General features: G+C 69.3%; 19 protein-coding genes. 11 read left to right on the top strand and 8 right to left on the bottom strand.

The annotated features are described in order from the left end of the window. Window positions 1-705 carry a tRNA (guanosine(46)-N7)-methyltransferase TrmB gene (trmB, locus tag ACFYRU_RS37735; protein ID WP_387668275.1) on the top strand — a complete coding sequence of 235 codons (705 nt, stop codon included), beginning with the start codon at window positions 1-3 and terminating at the stop codon, window positions 703-705. Here trmB and ACFYRU_RS37730 read toward each other — a convergent pair. Further along, the gene (locus tag ACFYRU_RS37730; RefSeq protein WP_387668273.1) at window positions 683-3,268 is read right to left on the bottom strand and encodes a family 78 glycoside hydrolase catalytic domain; all 2,586 of its coding nucleotides are present in this window, start codon (window positions 3,266-3,268) and stop codon (window positions 683-685) included. The genes trmB and ACFYRU_RS37730 overlap by 23 nt on opposite strands. Window positions 3,269-3,550: 282 nt before the next feature. Here ACFYRU_RS37730 and ACFYRU_RS37725 point away from each other — a divergent pair, with 282 nt between their 5' ends. From ACFYRU_RS37725 to ACFYRU_RS37710, 4 genes are read left to right on the top strand one after another with little or no spacing between them, the layout of a single operon-like run. Next, a complete protein-coding gene (locus ACFYRU_RS37725) occupies window positions 3,551-4,621 on the top strand; it encodes an ABC transporter substrate-binding protein (RefSeq protein ID WP_387668270.1) in 1,071 nt (356 codons plus the stop codon). Window positions 4,622-4,632: 11 nt separating this feature from the next. Continuing rightward, window positions 4,633-5,418: an ABC transporter ATP-binding protein gene (locus ACFYRU_RS37720; protein ID WP_387668268.1), complete on the top strand. Its 786-nt coding sequence runs from the start codon at window positions 4,633-4,635 to the stop codon at window positions 5,416-5,418. Continuing rightward, window positions 5,405-6,283 (top strand): ABC transporter permease, encoded by an 879-nt coding sequence (locus ACFYRU_RS37715; protein WP_387668266.1) that lies wholly within the window; start codon window positions 5,405-5,407, stop codon window positions 6,281-6,283. The genes ACFYRU_RS37720 and ACFYRU_RS37715 overlap by 14 nt, the downstream gene beginning before the upstream one ends. Window positions 6,284-6,309: 26 nt before the next feature. Continuing rightward, window positions 6,310-6,696, top strand: a complete 387-nt coding sequence (locus ACFYRU_RS37710; protein ID WP_387668263.1) for a PLD nuclease N-terminal domain-containing protein — start codon at window positions 6,310-6,312, stop codon at window positions 6,694-6,696. A gap of 37 nt (window positions 6,697-6,733) precedes the next feature. Here the strand turns inward: ACFYRU_RS37710 and ACFYRU_RS37705 are convergent, their stop codons facing one another. From ACFYRU_RS37705 to ACFYRU_RS37695, 3 genes are all read right to left on the bottom strand, one after another. Further along, window positions 6,734-7,027, bottom strand: coding sequence for a WhiB family transcriptional regulator (locus ACFYRU_RS37705; RefSeq protein WP_387668260.1), 294 nt, complete (start codon window positions 7,025-7,027; stop codon window positions 6,734-6,736). A gap of 274 nt (window positions 7,028-7,301) precedes the next feature. Further along, complete coding sequence (locus ACFYRU_RS37700) at window positions 7,302-7,856, bottom strand: histidine phosphatase family protein (RefSeq protein WP_387668257.1); 555 nt, start codon at window positions 7,854-7,856, stop codon at window positions 7,302-7,304. A 38-nt stretch (window positions 7,857-7,894) separates the two neighbouring features. Then, window positions 7,895-8,236: a hypothetical protein gene (locus tag ACFYRU_RS37695; RefSeq protein WP_387668255.1), complete on the bottom strand. Its 342-nt coding sequence runs from the start codon at window positions 8,234-8,236 to the stop codon at window positions 7,895-7,897. A 297-nt stretch (window positions 8,237-8,533) separates the two neighbouring features. Here ACFYRU_RS37695 and ACFYRU_RS37690 point away from each other — a divergent pair, with 297 nt between their 5' ends. Together ACFYRU_RS37690 and ACFYRU_RS37685 are read left to right on the top strand one after the other, a co-directional pair. Next, a complete protein-coding gene (locus ACFYRU_RS37690; protein ID WP_387668253.1) occupies window positions 8,534-9,613 on the top strand; it encodes a 3-deoxy-7-phosphoheptulonate synthase in 1,080 nt (359 codons plus the stop codon). 53 nt (window positions 9,614-9,666) lie between these two features. Then, on the top strand, window positions 9,667-11,772 hold the full coding sequence (locus ACFYRU_RS37685) for a phosphocholine-specific phospholipase C (protein WP_387668250.1): 2,106 nt from the start codon (window positions 9,667-9,669) through the stop codon (window positions 11,770-11,772). Between the two features lie 55 nt (window positions 11,773-11,827). On the opposite strand, the gene ACFYRU_RS37680 is transcribed toward ACFYRU_RS37685, so the two are convergent. Both ACFYRU_RS37680 and ACFYRU_RS37675 read right to left on the bottom strand, forming a co-directional pair. Then, window positions 11,828-12,472 (bottom strand): nucleoside/nucleotide kinase family protein, encoded by a 645-nt coding sequence (locus tag ACFYRU_RS37680; RefSeq protein ID WP_387668247.1) that lies wholly within the window; start codon window positions 12,470-12,472, stop codon window positions 11,828-11,830. Beyond that, window positions 12,469-13,524: a LacI family DNA-binding transcriptional regulator gene (locus ACFYRU_RS37675; protein ID WP_387668245.1), complete on the bottom strand. Its 1,056-nt coding sequence runs from the start codon at window positions 13,522-13,524 to the stop codon at window positions 12,469-12,471. The genes ACFYRU_RS37680 and ACFYRU_RS37675 overlap by 4 nt, the downstream gene beginning before the upstream one ends. Window positions 13,525-13,666: 142 nt before the next feature. Here ACFYRU_RS37675 and ACFYRU_RS37670 point away from each other — a divergent pair, with 142 nt between their 5' ends. Genes ACFYRU_RS37670 through ACFYRU_RS37660 form a run of 3 tightly spaced genes read left to right on the top strand, consistent with a single transcriptional unit; the run spans window position 13,667 to window position 16,491 of the window. Then, window positions 13,667-14,695 carry a substrate-binding domain-containing protein gene (locus ACFYRU_RS37670; protein ID WP_387668243.1) on the top strand — a complete coding sequence of 343 codons (1,029 nt, stop codon included), beginning with the start codon at window positions 13,667-13,669 and terminating at the stop codon, window positions 14,693-14,695. A 6-nt stretch (window positions 14,696-14,701) separates the two neighbouring features. Further along, window positions 14,702-15,700, top strand: a complete 999-nt coding sequence (locus ACFYRU_RS37665; protein ID WP_387668241.1) for an ABC transporter permease — start codon at window positions 14,702-14,704, stop codon at window positions 15,698-15,700. Then, the gene (locus ACFYRU_RS37660) at window positions 15,697-16,491 is read left to right on the top strand and encodes an ATP-binding cassette domain-containing protein (RefSeq protein WP_387668239.1); all 795 of its coding nucleotides are present in this window, start codon (window positions 15,697-15,699) and stop codon (window positions 16,489-16,491) included. The genes ACFYRU_RS37665 and ACFYRU_RS37660 overlap by 4 nt, the downstream gene beginning before the upstream one ends. A 68-nt stretch (window positions 16,492-16,559) precedes the next feature. On the opposite strand, the gene ybaK is transcribed toward ACFYRU_RS37660, so the two are convergent. Further along, complete coding sequence (gene ybaK / locus ACFYRU_RS37655) at window positions 16,560-17,048, bottom strand: Cys-tRNA(Pro) deacylase (RefSeq protein ID WP_387668236.1); 489 nt, start codon at window positions 17,046-17,048, stop codon at window positions 16,560-16,562. 86 nt (window positions 17,049-17,134) lie between these two features. Further along, window positions 17,135-17,854: a helix-turn-helix transcriptional regulator gene (locus ACFYRU_RS37650; protein WP_387668233.1), complete on the bottom strand. Its 720-nt coding sequence runs from the start codon at window positions 17,852-17,854 to the stop codon at window positions 17,135-17,137. 74 nt (window positions 17,855-17,928) lie between these two features. Here ACFYRU_RS37650 and folE point away from each other — a divergent pair, with 74 nt between their 5' ends. Next, on the top strand, window positions 17,929-18,540 hold the full coding sequence (gene folE / locus ACFYRU_RS37645) for a GTP cyclohydrolase I FolE (protein WP_387668230.1): 612 nt from the start codon (window positions 17,929-17,931) through the stop codon (window positions 18,538-18,540). Window positions 18,541-18,555: the final 15 nt, after the last annotated feature.

Below are 18,555 nucleotides of genomic sequence, written 5' to 3'. Positions count from 1 at the left end.
GTGGGAGCAACGGATCAGGTCAGGCAGGCGGGTGTGTTCAGCACCGTCCGCCGCAGTGTGCGGATGACGGCTGGGCAGCAGCGTGTCTGGCAGTCGCACTGGTCCGAGCTCGGCCGGACGCAGGAGGACCTGCCGCCGGGCGTACTCGATCTCGCCGAGTGGTTCGGCCGCGAGGCGCCGACGGTGCTGGAGATCGGCTCCGGGATGGGCGAAGCGACGGCGCAACTGGCCGTCGCCGCGCCGGAGGTGAACCACCTGGCCGCGGAGGTCTACCCGGCCGGTCTGGGTCAGCTGATGCTCTGGGTCGAGAAGTACGACCTGGAGAACGTCCGCCTGCTGCAAGGCGACGCACTCGACTTCCTCCGCGACCACGTGGCCCCTGGGACGATGTCCGGCGTGCGGATCTACTTCCCGGACCCGTGGCCGAAGAAGCGGCACCACAAGCGCCGCCTCGTCACGGAGTCGTTCGTCGCGCTGATCGCGTCCCGCCTGCGACCCGGCGGAACGTTGCACCTGGCAACGGACTGGGCGGACTACGCGGACCGGATGCTCGAGGTCTGCACGGCCGAGCCGTCGCTGCGCAATTCCTACGACGGGTGGGCCCCGCGCCCGGAATGGCGTCCGGTCACCAAGTTCGAGTCCCGCGCGCAGGCCGAAGGCCGCGACGTCCGCGACCTCATCTTCACGAAGCGGACCGACTCGTGAACGACCACTGCCCGGCGCCGACGGTGTAGACGGTGTAGCCGTTGTCGTACGACGGCGAGCCCGCGAACGACCGCGGTACGGCCTCCACATCGGCCGCCCGCGCCGACGGCACGTACACCTCGGCCGTCGTACCGACCGGGACCTGTACGTCCAGCGACAGCACGCGTCCCGTCTTCTTCCACGACACGGCGACCCGCCCGCGGATCGTCTCGGTCCGGATGCTCGCCGAATCCACCTCGGCGCGCGCGTCCGGCCGTACGACGATCCGCTCGGCGCCGGCGTCGATCACCCGCAGTCCGGCGACGTTCTCGAAGATCCACTGCACGACCGTGCCCTGGAAGTAGTGGTTGCGCGACCGCGAGTCGTCCTCCCACATCTCCCACATCGTGTCCGCGCCGAGGTCGATCCAGTACCCCCAGCTCGGGTAGCTCCGCTGCAGCGCGACCTTCGTTGCCACGTCGCCGTATCCGTACTTCGTCAGCACCGGCAGCAGTACGCCGACGCCCAGGCAGCCGGTGTTCAGGTGGAACCCGCGCGCTCGCACATCCGCCGCCAGGCCCGCTGCGACTTTCGGGGCCAGGTCCTCCGGGACGATCCCGAACGCCAGCGGGACCGCGTTCGACGTCTGCCGGTAGTCGGGGTCCTCGGCGGACCGGTAGCGACCGGCGTCGCGGTCCAGGAAGGCCCGGTTCAGCCCGTCCGCGAGTTCACCCGCCGCCTTGCGGTACTCGTTGGCCTGCCCAATCACCTCGCCGATCTCCGCCGCGACCACGAGCGCGCGGTAGAGGTACGCCGTACCCGTCAGCCGCCGGTCCTCCGGCGCGGGACCGTCGCCGTAGCCGGGCGGCAACCAGTCGCCGAGCACGCTTACCGACAACCCGTCCTCGACGCGGTCGAGTTCCCACGCGAGGTACCGCGTGAGCGAGTCCCAGTGCTCGCGTAGCAGCCGGTCGTCGCCGTACCAGCGATACATCTCGCGCAGCAGGAACGGATACACGGTCGGCCATTCGGTCGCGGGGGAGAGGTCGGTGAAGCCCCAGCCGCTGGTCGGCACGATCACCGGCAGCTGCCCGGACTCCGCCTGGCTGTCCCGGATGTCGCCGAGCCATTTGGTGAAGAACCGTGCGAGGTCGAGGGCCGCGAGCATCGTGGGCGCGCCGACCTGCGCGTCGCCGGTCCACCCGTTCTTCTCGTAGAACGGTGTGTCGGTCGGGATCCCGTGCAGGTTGCCGAGGATCGTCCGCCGCATCGCGCGCTCGAACTGTTCGTACGGTCGCTGCGACGAGGCGAAGGTGGTCGCCGACGCGACGTCGGAGTGCACCACCCGCAGCTGCACGTCCGCCTGGGCGCCCTCGATCTGCACGTAGCGGAAACCCTTGTAGGAGAACCGCGGCTCCCACGTCTCCGCGCCGGTGCCGGCCGCGATGTACTCGTCGCGCTGGATCCGGTCGCCCTCGACGTGCCGGTTCTGGGCCACCACGTTGCCGTCAGCAACTGTTTCGCCGTGGGTCAGGCCGATCGTGGTCCCGGCCTCCGCCGTCACCGTCAGCCGCGTCCAGCCGGCCACGGTCCGCCCGAAGTCGGCGATCCACACCCCCGGACGTACCTCGGTGACCTCGACCGGGTCGACCGTCTCGATCACCCGGATCGGTTCGTGCGCCTGGGCCCGCAACGTCCCGCGAGGTGCCTCGACGACACTCGCGGGCGCCCAGGACGAGTCGTCGAAGCCGGCCGCGTCCCAGCCGGGCAGTGCGCGGCGGGCGTCGTACGTCTCGCCGACGTACAGCGAGTCGGACAGCGTCGGCCCACCGGTGAGCCGCCAGGTCTCGTCGCTGACCACCTCGTCGACGCGGCCGTCGTCGTACTCGATCACGAGCCGCGCGATCAGCCGCGGGTCGGCGGTCCACGGGGCGTCGTGCCACCGCCAGACGTTCACCGACGTCAGCCCGAAGAACCCACGCCCGAGCTCGGCCCCCACCACGTTGTCACCCGCCTGCAGCAGATCGGTCACGTCGTGCGTCACGTAGAGGACGGTCCGGTCGTAGGCGGTGAAGCCAGGATCGAGTACGGCGTCGCTCACCGCCTGCCCGTTCAGCCGCAGATCGGCGTACCCGAGACCGCTCGCGTACAGCCGCGCCCGCCGGACCGTCCCGTCGACGGCGAACCCACGCCGGAGCAGCGGCGCGCTGTCCGTCGTGCCGCCGATCCACCGCGCGGTCTCGAACCCCTCGTCGAGCAGTCCGGTCTCGAACCATTCCGGTGCAGCCCACTCGCCGGGTTGTTCGTCCGACAGCCGGACGGTCCAGTAGTAGTGCGTCCGCGCCGTTATCGGCCCGTCGTACGCGATGCCGAACGTCCGCGCCGACTCGACCGTGCCCGAGTCCCAGACATCCGCGCGCTCCGGCGTCAGCAGCTCCGGCGCACTCGCGACCAGCACCTGGTACGCCGCCTGCACCGCCCCGTACCCGGGCGCCTCGGCGACCCAGCTGAAGCGCGGACGGGATACGTCGACGCCCAGCGGTCGCACGGCGTACTCGGTCTTGAGAGAGCGGGGGATCAGCACGCTGACGACCGTAAGAGCGTGCTCACGCCGGTTCAACCCTTCTGTCCGTATCCGGCATTCGATTTCTCGTCTCACATCGCGAAACCAGAGCAGGTTGCTTGACTTTGTCCGCTTTCATAGACCTATGCAGATCATCGCGAACGCGCCCGGAGACGCCCTCACGCGGCGCCGGCACGTCGATCTGTTGCGCGTGAACTCTTCGGGTTGTCGGGCCCAGGCGTAGCACCTCAGCGTCCGCCGTTCGTCCCGTCCACGAAACACGCATACCGCAAAGGTCCCCCTGTGAGCATCTCCACCTTCCGTCCGTTCCGCCTGCTCGCGGCCGCCTTGGCCCTTACTGTCGCTGCCGCGGGCTGCTCGCGCGCCGGTGGCAGCGACGACACCCAAGCCGCCTCCAGCGACAAAGGTCCCGCGACCGAGCTGCGGCTCGGGTACTTCCCGAACGTCACGCACGCGGCCGCGCTCGTCGGTCTCGGCAAGGGGCTGTTCGCCAAGGACCTCGGCAACACCAAGCTCGTCCCGACCAAGTTCAACGCCGGGCCTGAAGAGGTCGGGGCGCTGCTCGGCGGCTCGCTGGACGCCGGTTTCATCGGCTCCGGTCCCGCGATCAACGCGTACGCGAAGTCGAACGGCGAGGCGGTCCGGCTGATCGCCGGTGCGACCTCGGGCGGCGCGCAGCTCGTGGTGAAGCCGTCGATCACCAAGCCCGCCGACCTGGTCGGCAAGACCGTCGTCACGCCGCAGCTCGGCAACACGCAGGACGTGGCGCTGAAGAAGTGGCTCGCCGGGCAGAACCTGACCGGCAAGGTCAAGGTGACCAACCTGGAGAACGCGCAGACCCTCGACGCGTTCAAGAAGGGCGACGTGGACGCGGCCTGGCTGCCGGAGCCGTGGTCGTCGCGGCTCGTCCTGGACGCGGGCGCGAAGGTACTGCTCGACGAAGCGTCGCTCTGGCCGGACGGGAAGTTCCCGACCACCGTGCTGATCGTCCGTACGCAGTTCCTGCAGGAGCACCCGGAGACCGTGAAGGCCCTGCTCACCGGGCTGGTCGACGCGATCGACTTCAGCGCGACGAACACCGCCGAGGCGAAGACCGTCGTGAACGACCAGCTGAAGGCAGCCACCGGAAAGTCGCTGAAGCCGGCCGTCATCGACCGCGCGTTCCAGCACATCCAGATCACCGCGGACCCGATCGCGAGCACCTTCCCGCAGCTCGCCAAGGACCAGGTCACCGCGGGCATCGCCAAGCAGGCGCCGGCCGTGGCCGGCTTCGCGGACCTCGGCCCGCTGAACGAAGTACTCGCCAAGGCAGGCAAGCCCGCGGTCGACGCCGCCGGCTTGGATTCGAAGTAGGGGAGAGGCCGATGACCGTGACCGTCGAAGCTGAAGTGACGACCCGGCCGGACCAGCTGAGCCCGGTGCGGTTCCACCAGGTGGGCAAGGCGTTCGGCAGCGGCCGCAAGTCGGTGGTCGCGCTGGACGGCGTCGACCTCGAGGTGCGGGCCGGTGAGTTCGTCTGCCTGCTCGGCGCGTCCGGATGCGGCAAGACGACCCTGCTGAACCTGGTCGCGGGTCTGGACCGGCCGACCACCGGGCGGATCGAGCTGCACTCGTCACGCCCGGCGGTCGTCTTCCAGGAGGCCGCGCTGATGCCGTGGCTGACGGCGGCCGGCAACGTCGAGCTCCCGTTGCGGATGGCCGGCGTACCGAAGGCACAGCGCCGCGTGAAGGCGGCCGAGCTGCTCGAGCTCGTCCGGCTCAAGGGCCTCGGCGACAAGCGGCCGCACGAACTGTCCGGTGGCATGAGGCAACGAGTTGCATTGGCCCGGGCGTTGGCCTCTACGACGGACAGCGGCGACGCGGGCAAGCCGTCGCTGCTGTTGATGGACGAGCCGTTCTCCGCGCTCGACGCGATCACGCGGGACGTCCTGCAGGGCGAGCTGCTGCGCATCTGGCGGGCGACCGGTACGGCGATCCTGTTCGTCACGCACGACGTCCGCGAGGCCGTCCGGCTCGGGCAGCGCGTCGTACTGCTGTCCTCGCGGCCCGGTCGCGTCGTCCGCGAATGGGACGTCGAGGACGCGCCCAATGCTGTGGAGGAAATCAACACCGCCCTGCGAAAGGTGATCAGCAGCCATGCCGCAGCTTGACCTGCACGAAGAAGGTGCGGTCGAGGCGGGACTTGATGCTCTAGACACCCCGGTCAACGCGGTAGAAGGCTCACGGTTCCGCCGGATCGCTGCCCGCGTCCTCCCGCCGGTCGGTGCGGTGGTCGTGTTCGTGGCGATCTGGCAGGCGTTGTGGGCGGCCGCGTTCTGGCCCGAGTACAAGCTGCCCGCGCCGGTCGCCGTGTGGAACCAGATCTGGCAGGTCGTGTCCAGCGGTGACATCCTCGGGCTGTTCTGGGTGTCGGTGCACCGGGCCGTGATCGGGTTCGCGTTCTCGCTGGTGATCGCCGTACCGCTCGGGCTCGCGATCGCGAACCTGCCGGTCGTCCGCCGGGGGATCGGGCCGCTGGTGTCAGGGCTGCAGAGCCTGCCGTCGGTGGCGTGGGTGCCGGCCGCGATCCTGTGGTTCGGGATCAACGACCGAGCGATCTACTGGGTGGTGCTGCTCGGTGCGGTGCCGTCGATCGCGAACGGACTCGTGTCCGGGCTCGACCAGGTGCCGCCGATCCTGCCGCGGGTCGGCAAGGCGCTCGGTGCCGGCCGTTGGGGCGGCATCCGGTACATCCTGCTGCCCGCCGCGCTGCCCGGGTTCCTCGGCGGACTCAAGCAGGGCTGGGCGTTCTCGTGGCGGTCGCTGATGGCCGCCGAGCTGATCGCGACCTCACCGGAACTGGGCGAAGGTCTCGGCCAGTTCCTGCACAACGGCATGTCGCTGTCCGACATCTCGATGGTGTTCGCCGGCATCGTGCTGATCTTCGTGGTCGGCGTCGGCATCGAGCTGCTCGTCTTCCGCCCGCTCGAGAACAGCGTGCTCCGCGCGCGAGGACTCACCTCCTCCGCACACTGAGACACCTCGCGCCGTACTGTTGGAACGTGGTCCGATTTCTGCCGTTCCTGATCAGCCTGGTTCTGACCGTGTACGCGCTGTTCTCGTGCATCCAGACCCCCGACGAGGACGTACCGCACCTGCCGAAGCTGCTGTGGATCGTCCTGATCGTGTTCGTCCCGTTCGCCGGGCCGATCGTCTGGCTGCTGATGTCCCGTGCCCAGGGCAGCCCGCAGGAGGCCGTGGTACGACGGCCCGCGTCGCCACCGGCCGCGCGGCCGACGGCACCCGACGACGATCCCGACTTCCTCAAGTCGCTGGACCGCTACCGGGACCCGCGGACGACGATCAAGCCGCCCGAGGACAAGCCCGAGCCCAAGGACACCAAGGGTTCCGACGACACCCCGTCCGACAGCGACGACGGCAAGGCCTGAGTTTCCACAGGCCTTGACGCCGTACGTTGTCAGCAGGTCAGGCGGACTTGCGGTGCTCGGGCAGCACCGTGGTGTCGCGCTCGGACTCGGTCGTGCCGCCCCAGACGCCGTACGGCTCACCGACCGACAGCGCGTGCTGGCGGCACTCGGGCTGGACCGGGCAGGTGCCGCACAGCGACTTGGCCACCATCTCGCGAGCGCGTTTGCGAACGCCACGCTCCGATTCGGGTGAGAAGAAGAGCTCCGGGTTGACGTCCCGGCAAGCAGCTTGCGACTGCCAGTCCCACAGATCCATGAGCGGGCGGGGCAGGCGAGGCATCCCTCTCGACATGGCAACCTCCTTGACTCACCGTAAGCGCGGACGGGCGCTCGGTGAAAACTATGCTCATCTCTTACGTAGTTCAACCCTTGTTGTCTCGAAGTTCGGGCGCATCGTTATCGCAGCGATCCCGGTTGAGGGCCGTCGCGGCCCGTGATCGGCGGTTTTCAGGCGGAAAGCGTGTTCACGTCATCAATCCGTGTGACATAGGTCACTTCAACGGTGCAAAGTCGTCTGCACGTGCAGATGCCCAAGCAGCGTTTAAAGCCCTTGCTCAGGGCCCCGATCAGCTTGTTGCCGAGGGGTCGTACCGGTAGTACTCGTGCGCGCCGTGCGCGGTGTTCCGCTCGCCGGTCAGGGCCCGGATGACGGTCGCGTGCGTGATCGCGAGGACCGGTCCGTCGGTGCTCGCGGTGTGCCGTGCGAGGGCCGCGAGGGCGCGCTCCCGGACCCGTGACAACGGTTCCCAGGCGCGTTGGATCCCGTCCGGCCACTCACCGTCGTACGCCTCGAACTCGGCCTGTGCGGCGCGCACGTCGGCGACCCCGCGCCACAGGCCGGTGTGGTCCGGCGACCAGTCGCGCAGGTCGTGGTCGACCTTGACGCCGAGCGCGAGCCGGTGGCCGACGATGGCGGCGCTGTGCAGCGCGCGGGTGTACGGCGAGCTGACCAGGTAGGTCGCGCGGATACCGCCGAGCAGGTCCGCGAGTTCCTCGGCCTGTTTCATGCCGACGGCACTGAGTGGGGCGGAGTCGGCCGCCGGTCCCGGCAGACCGCGGGAGTCGATCGGTTCGTAGTCCGGCTCACCGTGCCGGACCAGGTAGATCTGCGTCACGGGCATCGGCGTTGCCCTCTGTGGATCTGGATCACGGGCACGTTCTACCTCAGATGTCGTGCCCCTGCCCATCCACGTGGGTGGCCGGGCGGCGGCGAGAGCGGATCGCTGGCGGAGGTCACGGACCGGATCTGGTGGAGTTCCTCGAACAGGTTGCCCGGAGCCCTCGGTGCGTCGGTCCAGCGGATCTCGGTCGCCCCCTGGTGCCCGTGCACGGCCAGGATGGACTCGACGTTCGGCCAGACGGCCGTCGCCGGATTGTCACCGCGCCAGCGCAGGGCCACCGAACCGTCGGTGAACTCACACCCTTCCGCCACCACGCCTGTCCCCGACACACCACTGGGATCCCGGTACCGAACCAGCTCGAAGGTCCGCGGCCTCACCACCTGTCAGCAACTCCCCGATGTCTCGACCCGTCTTGCAGCAGTCAACGAAGCCGGCACCGGATGGTTACTGGTCGGTGGGTCCTGGCCGCGGGTGCTATGGTCGTTCCCGTGAAGCGTTGCTATTGGCGATTTTTTGAGTGGCCGGCCTTGGTGCCGGGCGACTCAGCCGATCGCTGACGCCCACCCGCAGACACCAGAGCCGGCCCGAAGGCAAGGACATCGTCCTTGCCTTTTCTCGTATCCACAGCCGGCTGCCTGCGCTGCAACGCGAGCGGACCGGCGGAAAGGTCCCCACCCATGAACACCCTCCCGAAACCGAGCGAACAGAGTCGCGTCGTCGACCGCCGGATCGAGAAGACCGTCCCGTTGGTGACGCCGCAGGCGCTGCACGACGAGTTCCCGCTCGGTGACGAGCTCGCTGGTACGGTCGCGTCCGGCCGGCAGGCGGTGGCCGACGTACTGAACGGCGCCGACGACCGGCTGATGGTTGTCGTCGGCCCCTGTTCGGTGCACGACGCCGACGCCGCCCTCGAGTACGCCGAACGCCTCGCGCCGGTCGCCGAGCGGCTCTCCGACGGCCTGCTGGTGGTGATGCGGGTGTACTTCGAGAAGCCGCGTTCCACGCTCGGCTGGAAGGGCCTGATCAACGACCCCGGTCTGGACGGTTCCGGCGACGTGAACCGCGGGCTGCGGATCGCCCGGCAACTGCTCGTCCAGGTGACCGGGCTCGGCCTGCCGGTCGGCTGCGAGTTCCTCGACCCGATCACCCCGCAGTACATCGCCGACACCGTCGGCTGGGGCGCGATCGGCGCCCGGACCGTCGAGAGCCAGGTACACCGCCAGCTGTCGTCCGGCCTGTCGATGCCGATCGGGATGAAGAACCGCCCCGACGGCTCGATCGCGACCGCGGTCGACGCGATCAAGGCAGCCGCCGTACCGCACGTCTTCACCGGTATCGACCACGACGGCGCCCCGGCGATCCTGCACACCCGCGGCAACCCGGACTGCCATCTCGTCCTGCGTGGCTCCGACAGCGGGCCGAACTACGACGCGGACTCGGTCGCCGGCGCGGTCGAGCTGCTCCGCAAGGGCGGCCTGGCCGAGCGGGTCGTCGTCGACGCGAGCCACGGCAACAGCCGCAAGGACCACAAGCGGCAGCCGGTCGTGGCAGGGGAGATCGGCGCGCAGGTCGCGGCCGGGAACCGCGCGATCGTCGGCGTGATGCTGGAGTCGTTCCTGCAGGAGGGCCGCCAGGACCTCGACCCGACCCGGGACCTGACCTACGGCCAGTCGATCACCGACGCCTGCATGGGCTGGGAAACAACCGTAGAAACACTCGAGAAGCTCCGGAACGCAGCAATCGCCCGTCGCGGCTAGCTGTTCACCTGGAGGTCTCTCGGCCGTCAAAGGACGCTTTTAAGGTCCGGACCATGACTGAGATCTCCCGGCGCTTGGTGCTCGGTTCGGTGGCGGGCGGGGCAGCGGTCTCGCTGCTTCCGCCGTCACTGCACACCGCGATGGCGCAACCTGTGAGGCGTGGTGGTCTGCGCGCGATCGAGCACGTGATCGTGCTGATGCAGGAGAACCGCTCGTTCGACCACTACTTCGGGACGCTGCGCGGCGTACGCGGGTACGGCGACCGCCAGCCGCTCCGGCTGCGCAACGGCAAGAGCGTCTTCCACCAACCGAAGTCCGGTGGTGGCGAGGTGCTGCCGTTCTCGCTCCGCAAGGCCGCTGCGGCCGAGGGTCGCAACCCCGACGACATCCAGTACCTCGGTGCGCTGGCGCACGGTTTCGGCGACGCCACGCAAGCGTGGGCCGGTGGCTGGAACGACGACTGGGTACAGGCGAAGACCGCCGCCACGATGACGCACTACGAGCGCCGCGACATCCCGCTGCAGTACGAGCTCGCCGAGACGTTCACGATCTGCGACGCGTACCACTGCTCGGTCAACGGCTCCACCAACCCGAACCGCAACTACCTGTGGTCCGGAACCGTCGGCTACGAGCCCGGTACGACGCAGCGCGCGGTGACGAACGCGGCGTACTCGTACGACCACAAGGGCTACGACTGGACGGCGTACCCGGAACGGCTGGAGCAGGCCGGCGTCTCCTGGCAGATCTACCAGGAGTGGGACAACTTCACCGACAACGCCGTCGAGTACTTCAAGACGTTCAAGGACATCGGCCACCGGATCCTCGCCAACGTCCCTGGCGGGTACCGGACCACCGAAGAGTTCTACGACAAGCTGTTCGCGAAGTCCGACGCCGAACGGACCGTCGCGCTGCAGCAGCTCGACGCGGCGGTCGGGAAGCTTTCCCCCGCGGACCAGAAGCTGTTCCGCAAGGCGATGTACCGCTCCGAGCCGGAGTCGCTCGTGCCGCGGCTGCGCGCCGACATCAAGGCCGGCACGCTGCCGAAGGTGAGCTGGCTGGTTCCGTCCGCGGTCGACTCCGAGCACCCCGGCTCGTCCACCCCGGTCGGCAGCGCGAACCTGATCTACGACGTCCTCGACGCGATCGCGTCCGACCCGGAGACCTGGTCGAAGACCGTGCTGTTCGTGAACTTCGACGAGAACGACGGGTACTTCGACCACGTCCCGCCGCCGGTCGCGCCGCAACCCAGCTCGGGCGACGGCGACGACTGGTACGCCGGGAAGCCGATCGGCCTAGGCCCGCGAGTCCCGATGACGGTCGTGTCCCCGTGGACAGTCGGCGGTCACGTGAACTCGCAGGTCTTCGACCACACGTCGGTGCTGCGGTTCCTCGAGCTGTGGACCGGAGTAGGGGAACCGAACATCAGCACCTGGCGCCGGACGGCGTGCGGTGACCTGACGTCGGCGTTCGACTTCGACCGCAGCTACCGGCAGCCGTCGGTCGACAAGCCCGGCCCGGTCCCGGCCCCGATCAACCGCTGGCACCCGAACCCGCCGGCCGACCAGGCGCTGCCGCTGCAGGAGACCGGCCGCCGCCCGGCCCGCGCACTCCCTTACGGGCCGTCGGTTTCGGGATCCGTGGCCGACGGCAAGCTCATGCTTGCCCTCAGCAACCACGGCGCCCAGTCGGCGCACTTCACCATCTACCCGTACGGCGGCGAACTCCCCGCGCCGGCCCACCTGGACGTCCACCACTCGGCGGCCGACCGCACGCCGGGCGACACCCCGGCCCTGGTCGAGATCCCGGTGAACGGCCCGTTCGAACTCGCAGTCCAAGGACCGAACCGCTTTTGGGTGGAAGTAGCCGGTTCGTCCACCGGCGAAGCAGCCGGCCTCGACGTACGGATCGAGAACCGAGCCGGCGCCCTGCAACTCCACCTGGTCAACACGACCCGCAAACAGCTGACGGTCAAGCTGAAGGCCCGCGGCTACATCAGCAAGACCACCACGCTGGAACTCCGCGGCAAGCAGTCCTGCCCGCTCTTCTGGCCGACCGACCAGGGCTGGTACGACGTCGAGGTCACCACCCCCGATGACACCACCTACCGCCGCCGCCTCTCCGGCCACCTCGAAACCGGCAAACCAACCATCACCGGCTGACGCTCAGGCCGCATCAAGGCACCGGCCCGGCGGTCGGGCCGGCAATGCGTCCCGGTCAGGCCGACAGGAAGGCGTCGGCGTGGACCCGGGTGGCGTCGATCAGGCGTGCGTTCGCCTCGTCGCTGCCCGCGGTCCGCGCTCGCGCCTCGTCCTCGGTACGGCCGTGCCGGACGTGCCGCGCGGTGAGTCGGTGCCGGCGCACCGCCGGGTCCAGTTCGAGGAACCAGCACTCGTCGAGCAGCGGCCGAACAGTTGCCCAAGGCCCCTGATCGAGCAGCAGGTAGTTGCCTTCGGTCACGACCAGCCGAGTCTCGTCCGGCACCGCCAGACCCGCGGCGATCGGCTCCTCGAGGTCCCGGTCGAACCGCGGTACCCAGACGGTCCGTCCGGACCGCTGCCGTAGCCGCCGCAGCAGGGCCGCGTACCCGTCGACGTCAAAGGTCTCCGGCGCCCCCTTGACCGCCGTCAGGCCGAGTTCGGTCAGCGCGGTCTGCGCGAGGTGGAACCCGTCCATCGGCACCAGCGCCACCGGATGACCCAAGGCCTTCAGCTCCCGGACGAGTCGTTCGGCGTACGTCGACTTGCCCGCACCGGGCGATCCGGCGATCCCGAGGATCGAACGCTGCGGCTGCTGCAGGAGTACGACCGCACGCGACAGAGCGGCGGCGCCGTCGTACCGCGGCGTCGTGCGCAGCGTCATCCGGACACCTGCGCCCCGGGATCGGTGACCGTTCGCGACGCGACCCGGCAGCCGCAGCTCTCCCGGTGCTCGATCTCGGCCGGCAGCCGTTCGATCCGGCGGGGTGCGAACGGGTCCGCCAGCCGTCGCAGCAGCAACTGCACGGCCCGCGCCCCCATCGCGTGGAACGGCTGTGCGGCCGCGGTGAGGGCGGGCGACATGGCGCTGGCCCACTCGAAGTCGTCGAACGTCACCAGTGCGACGTCCTCGGGGATCCGCCGCCGGGTCTCCTTGAGCGCGAGCAGCGCTCCGATCGTCATCGCGTTGTTGGCACCGAAGATCGCGGTCGGCGGATCCGGCTGGTGCAGCAGCGAGATCACTCCGGCCCGGCCACCGCTGACTGTCGAGTGGGCATCGACGATCAGCCCCGGGTCGACAGCGATCCCGGCCGCCTCGTGCGCTCGCTGGTACCCGCGTCGTCGCTCGTCCGTGGTGGACAGGCCCGCGAGACCCGCGAGCATGCCGATCCGGCGATGGCCGACCTCGATCAGGTGTTCCACCAGGGCAGCGGCCACCGACTCGTTCTCGGTACCGACCTGGTCGGCGCGGACGTCGCTCATCCGGTCGACGAGTACGAACGGTGTGTTGTGCTTGCGCAACACAGGCAACGTTGTCTCCGTCCAGCCCGGGGTCGGTGCGATGATCACGGCCTCGACGTGGTGCGCGAGCAACGTGGCGACCGCCTTGGCCTCGAGTTGGGTGTCGTCGTGGGTGTCGCAGAGCAGCAGCGCGAACCCGGCCCGGCTGGCCTCCGACTCGACGCCGGCGATCAGGTCCCCGAAGTACGGGTTCGACGCTCCGGTGATGGCCAGCCCGAGGGCGCGCCCCGACCGCTTCGGCACCAGCGGCCCCGGCGGCGCGTAGTCGAGCGCCTCGAGCGCGTGCCGGACCCGCTCCCGGGTGTCCGGCGCGACGTACCGGGTGCCGTTCAGGACATGGGAGACGGTGCTGATCGACACCTCCGCCAGCTTGGCCACGTCGACCAGCCGAGCACCGCGACGTGGACCGGCCATGTCGGAATCGTCGCTGCCGGGAAACAACTCCGCAATCTTTTGCGCAAATCATTCCGTGCTCATCTGAGCGGTTCTAGCTTGGCTGCACCGCTCGGCCGGGTACCGGTCGCGCAAACAGTTCAGGAAACCAGGAGGTGCTCCGATGAAGTTCACCGGATTCCGGCGATCGACCGCCGCCGTGGCTGTGCTCGCATGCGCCGGCGCAATGGCGCTCAGCGCCTGTACGACGACGAAGAAGTCAGGTCCCGGGTCGGACTCGGGCGGCTCCGGACCGGTCAAGGTCGGGCTCGTGACCAAGACCGAGACCAACCCGTACTTCGTCAAGCTGCGGGAGTCGGCGAAGGCCGCGGCCGAGGCCAAGGGCGGCTCGCTGATCGCGCTGGCCGGCAAGTTCGACGGTGACAACGAGGGCCAGGTGACCGCGATCGAGAACCTCGTCCAGCAGGGCGTCAAGGGCATCCTGATCACGCCGAGCAACTCGGCCGGGGTGCTGGGTGCGATCAAGCAGGCGCAGGACAAGGGCGTCGTGGTGATCGCGCTGGACACCCAGACCACGCCCGCGGACGCGGTGGCCGCGACGTACGCGACCAACAACGAGACCGCCGGCAAGCTGATCGGCCAGTACGTCAAGGCCCGGCTCGGCAGCACCAAGCCGCAGCTGGTGATGATGGACCTCGACCCGAGCGCCAGCGTCGGCATCCAGCGGCACAACGGGTTCCTCGAGGGCATGGGCCTGCCGCTGAACACCCCCGACATCATCGGCACCGCACTCACCCAGGGCGACCAGACCAAGGCCCAGGCCGCGATGGAGAACCTGCTGCAGCGTGTCGGCGGTCAGGTCAACGCGGTCTACAACATCAACGAGCCCGCGGCCCGGGGCGCGTACCAGGCGCTGAAGGAGAAGGGCCTGACCGGCAAGGTGCTCGTCGGCGCCATCGACGGTGGCTGCCAGGGCGTGCAGGACGTGAAGAACGGCCTGTTCGTGGGCACGGTGATGCAGTTCCCGAAGAAGATGGCCGAGGACGGCGTGAACGCGGTCTTCGACTACGCCAAGACCGGCAAGAAGCCGTCCGGCTTCATCGACACCGGTGCCACCTTGATCACCGACAAGCCCGTCGCGGGGATGGCGTCCAAGGACACCACCTGGGGCGCGCAGAACTGCTGGGGGTGACGATCGATGTCCACGGCAACAACCACTGTTGACACCGGCAGCCGCGGCGATGCGGTCCGGGCGTTGTTCGCCCGCAACCCGGTGCTCGGCCCGACCGCCGCACTGCTCGTCGCGATCGTCTTCTTCTCGCTGGCGACGAGTACGTTCGCGAGCATCGACAACTTCTCGTTCATCGTCCAGCAGTCGATCGTCGTCGGCACGCTCGCGCTGGGCCAGACCCTGGTGATCCTGACCAGCGGCATCGACCTGGCCAACGCCGCGATCGCCGTCTTCGGCACGCTGCTGATGACCCGGCTCGTCACCGGGCATCTGCCCAGCCCGATCGCGCTGGTCGTCTCGATCGTGGCGTGCGCGGTGGTGGCGACGCTGTCCGGTCTCCTGGTGAGCCGGATCAAGCTGCCGCCCTTCATCGTCACGCTGGGGATGCTCGCGGTGATGACCGCGGTGACGAACCTGTACAGCAAGGGCACCACCTGGCCGGTACCGGACGGGCTGCTGACCTGGCTCGGTACGTCGCTGTACCTGTTCGGCCGGGTCCAGTTCACGATGGGCATGGTGCTCGCCGCGGTGCTGTTCGCCGCCACGTGGTTCGTACTGGCGAAGACCGGCTGGGGCCGGCATGTCTATGCCGTCGGCAACGAACCGGAGGCGGCCCGGCTGACCGGTATCCACATCGACCGCACCCTGGTGAGCGTGTACGCCGTGGCCGGCATCATCTACGGGTTCGCTGCCTGGATGGCGCTCGGCCGGACGCCGACCGCCGACCCGAACGCGTACCAGACCGGCAACCTGGACAGCATCACCGCGGTGGTGATCGGCGGCACGAGCCTGTTCGGCGGGCGTGGCGGTGTCGTCGGCACGATCGTCGGTGCGCTGATCGTCGCCGTACTGCGCAGCGGTCTGACCCAGATGGGGATCGACTCGAACTACCAGAACCTGGCCACCGGTGTGCTGGTGATCGGCGCCGTGGCGTTCGACCAGGCGACCCGGAGGAGGAGCTCATGACCACCGAGACCGCCGTACGGACGGCGATGCTGAGCGCCCGCGGCCTGGTCAAGCGGTACGGCCACGTGACGGCGATCAACGGTGCCGACTTCGACCTGTACCCGGGTGAGGTGCTGGCGATCGTCGGTGACAACGGCGCCGGCAAGTCCAGCCTGATCAAGGCACTCACCGGCGCCCTGCAGCCGGACGCCGGAACGATCGAGCTCGACGGGCACCCGGTGCAGTTCCGTTCGCCGCTGGACGCGCGGCGCAGCGGGATCGAGACGGTGTACCAGACCCTCGCGGTGGCACCCGCGCTGGACATCACGACCAACCTGTTCCTCGGCCGGGAGATCCGCCGCGAAGGACTGCTCGGCAAGCTGCGGATGCTGGACCGCAAAGCCATGCGGGTCGAGGCGCGGAACCAGCTCGACGCACTCGGCATCGCGACCATCCAGGACATCACCCAGCCGGTCGAGAGCCTGTCGGGTGGTCAGCGGCAGGCGGTCGCGGTGGCGCGGGCGGCGATGTTCGGCAGCAAGGTGGTGATCATGGACGAGCCCACGGCGGCGTTGGGCGTACGGGAGACCGCGCACGTGCTCGAACTGATCAAGCGGATCAGTAATCGCGGCCTGCCGGTCGTCCTGATCTCGCACGACATGCCGGCGGTGTTCGAGGTGTCCGATCGCGTCCACGTACACCGGCTCGGCCGGCGGACGGGGGTCGTCGATCCGAAGAAGGTCTCGATGAGCGACGTCGTGTCGTTCATCACCGGCGCCGAGGAGATCCCGGACGAGGCAACGGCCGACTGATCAGCCGGGCAACGGCCGACTGATCAGCCGGGCGGCGGCCGGCTGGTGAGCGCGCGACGGCCGGCTGGTCAGCGGGCGATGGCTGCGGTGCGGGCCTTCGTCACGCTGATCAGGTCAGCGGGGGACAGGCCGATGTCGAGACCACGCCGGCCGCCCGACACGTAGACGGTCGGGTGGCTGGTGGCGGTGCTGTCGACGACCGTCGGGAGCGGGCGCTTCTGGCCGATCGGGCTGATGCCGCCGACGACGTACCCGGTGCTGCGCTCGGCGGCGGCCGGGTCGGCCATCACCGCCTTCTTCCCGCCGGCCGCGGCCGCGATCGCCTTCAGGTCGAGCTGCTTGTCGACCGGTACGACGCCGACCGTCAGCTTCCCGTCCACCTCGACGAGCAACGTCTTGAACACCTGCTCCGGCGCGAGCCCGAGCACCTCCGCCGCCTCCAGCCCGTACGACTTCGCGGCCGGGTCGTGCTCGTACGCATGCGTCGTGAACTCGACCTTCGCCTTCGTCAACGCAACCGTCGCCGGCGTCCCCTGCCCTTGCTTACCCTTCGCCACGCGCCGAGCCTACCGAGCCGAACCCCCACCACTCACCAACGCCCCGCCGCGGGCTCCGCGGCGGCGTGCGGCGGCGTGCGGCCGGCTCAGCCGTCGGCCGGCAGCGCCTCGCCGGTCGGGCTGGTGAGTGCTGGAGCTCCGCTGGTGCGGGTGATGCGAACGCAGCAGTTGCCGGAGTTCGGGCCGAGCTCGGCCTGGAACGAGGCGCCGAGACCCGCGAGCAACCCGGCGACCAGGTGCAGGTTCATTCCGCACACCAGCTGCGGATGCTCCTTCGCCAACCGCCGGAACGGACAGTTCCCCAACACAATCCCGTCCCCACCTGCCCGAGGCTCGAACCCGTGCGCCTCCAGGATCTGTTCCAGTTGCTCTCCACGGGCTTGCGCTGTGTGAGCGAGCGTTTCGCCGTACTCCTGCGCTCTGCGGTTGACCGCTTCTCGGGGCGTGAGGTTCGTGGTTTCGGCGTCTTGGATGGCTGCGGCGAGGAGGTGGCCCGCGATGGCGTACTGGCGTTCGGGGAGGGTGATTTCTATCTCGCGGTCGGAGCGGTGGTACAGCTTGGCAGGCCGCCCCGCGCCAGGTCCGGTGCGGCCGGTCCGGCGCTCGTAGCAGGTGTCGAGCAGACCCTCGCCGGTCAGCCGGTCCAGGTGGAACGCGGCCGTCGTCCGCGGAATCCCGAGCGCGGCCGCGGCATCGTCCCGGCTGACCGGCTCGGCCTGGCCCGCGACGTACTCGTAGAGCCGGCGCCGCGTCGGCTCCTCCAGTACCGCGACTGCCTGAACCGAGGCGTCCCAGGAGCTGTCCACGGGATGATTCTATCGACAACTTCGGTTGGTCAAACAGTATGATGTCAGTTCGTTGAGACCTCAGGGAGTAGCGCATGGCGATCTCGGCCGACCTCGAGTCCGTCCCCCTCCATATCGTCGCCCGCCGGGAGCAGATCGACCTGCCGGCGGCGCAGCGTGCGGTCGCGGACCTGCTGACCGCGCTCGGGCGGGATCCGCACAGCGCTCACCTCGCGGACACCCCGCGCCGGGTCGCGAACGCGTACGCGGAGATGCTCACCCCGCGGGAGTTCGAGCTGACCACGTTCCCGAACGACGAGGGGTACGACGAACTCGTCCTGGCCAAGGACATCCCGGTGCAGTCGCTCTGCGAGCACCACCTGCTGCCGTTCCAGGGCGTCGCCCACGTCGGGTACCTGCCCGGCGACCGGATCCTCGGGCTGTCGAAGCTGGCCCGCGTGGTGGAACTGTTCGCGCGCGACTTCCAGGTGCAGGAGCGGCTGACCAAGCAGGTCGCTGACTGGCTGCAGGATCACCTGGCGCCGAAGGGCGTCGGCGTCGTGATCGAGGCCGAGCACCAGTGCATGTCGTTGCGCGGCGTCCGCGCGACCGGTTCGAAGACGGTCACATCCGCGCTCCACGGCACCCTTCGCAACAACCCCAGTTCCCGCGCCGAGTTCTTCGCGCTGACCGGCCTCACCCCGTAAGGGCAGCCAGCCGCG

It is taken from the genome of Kribbella sp. NPDC004536 (assembly GCF_042873835.1).
In the GTDB taxonomy this organism is placed as follows: Bacteria; Actinomycetota; Actinomycetes; order Propionibacteriales; family Kribbellaceae; genus Kribbella.
This window is presented reverse-complemented; position numbering and strand designations above follow the sequence as displayed.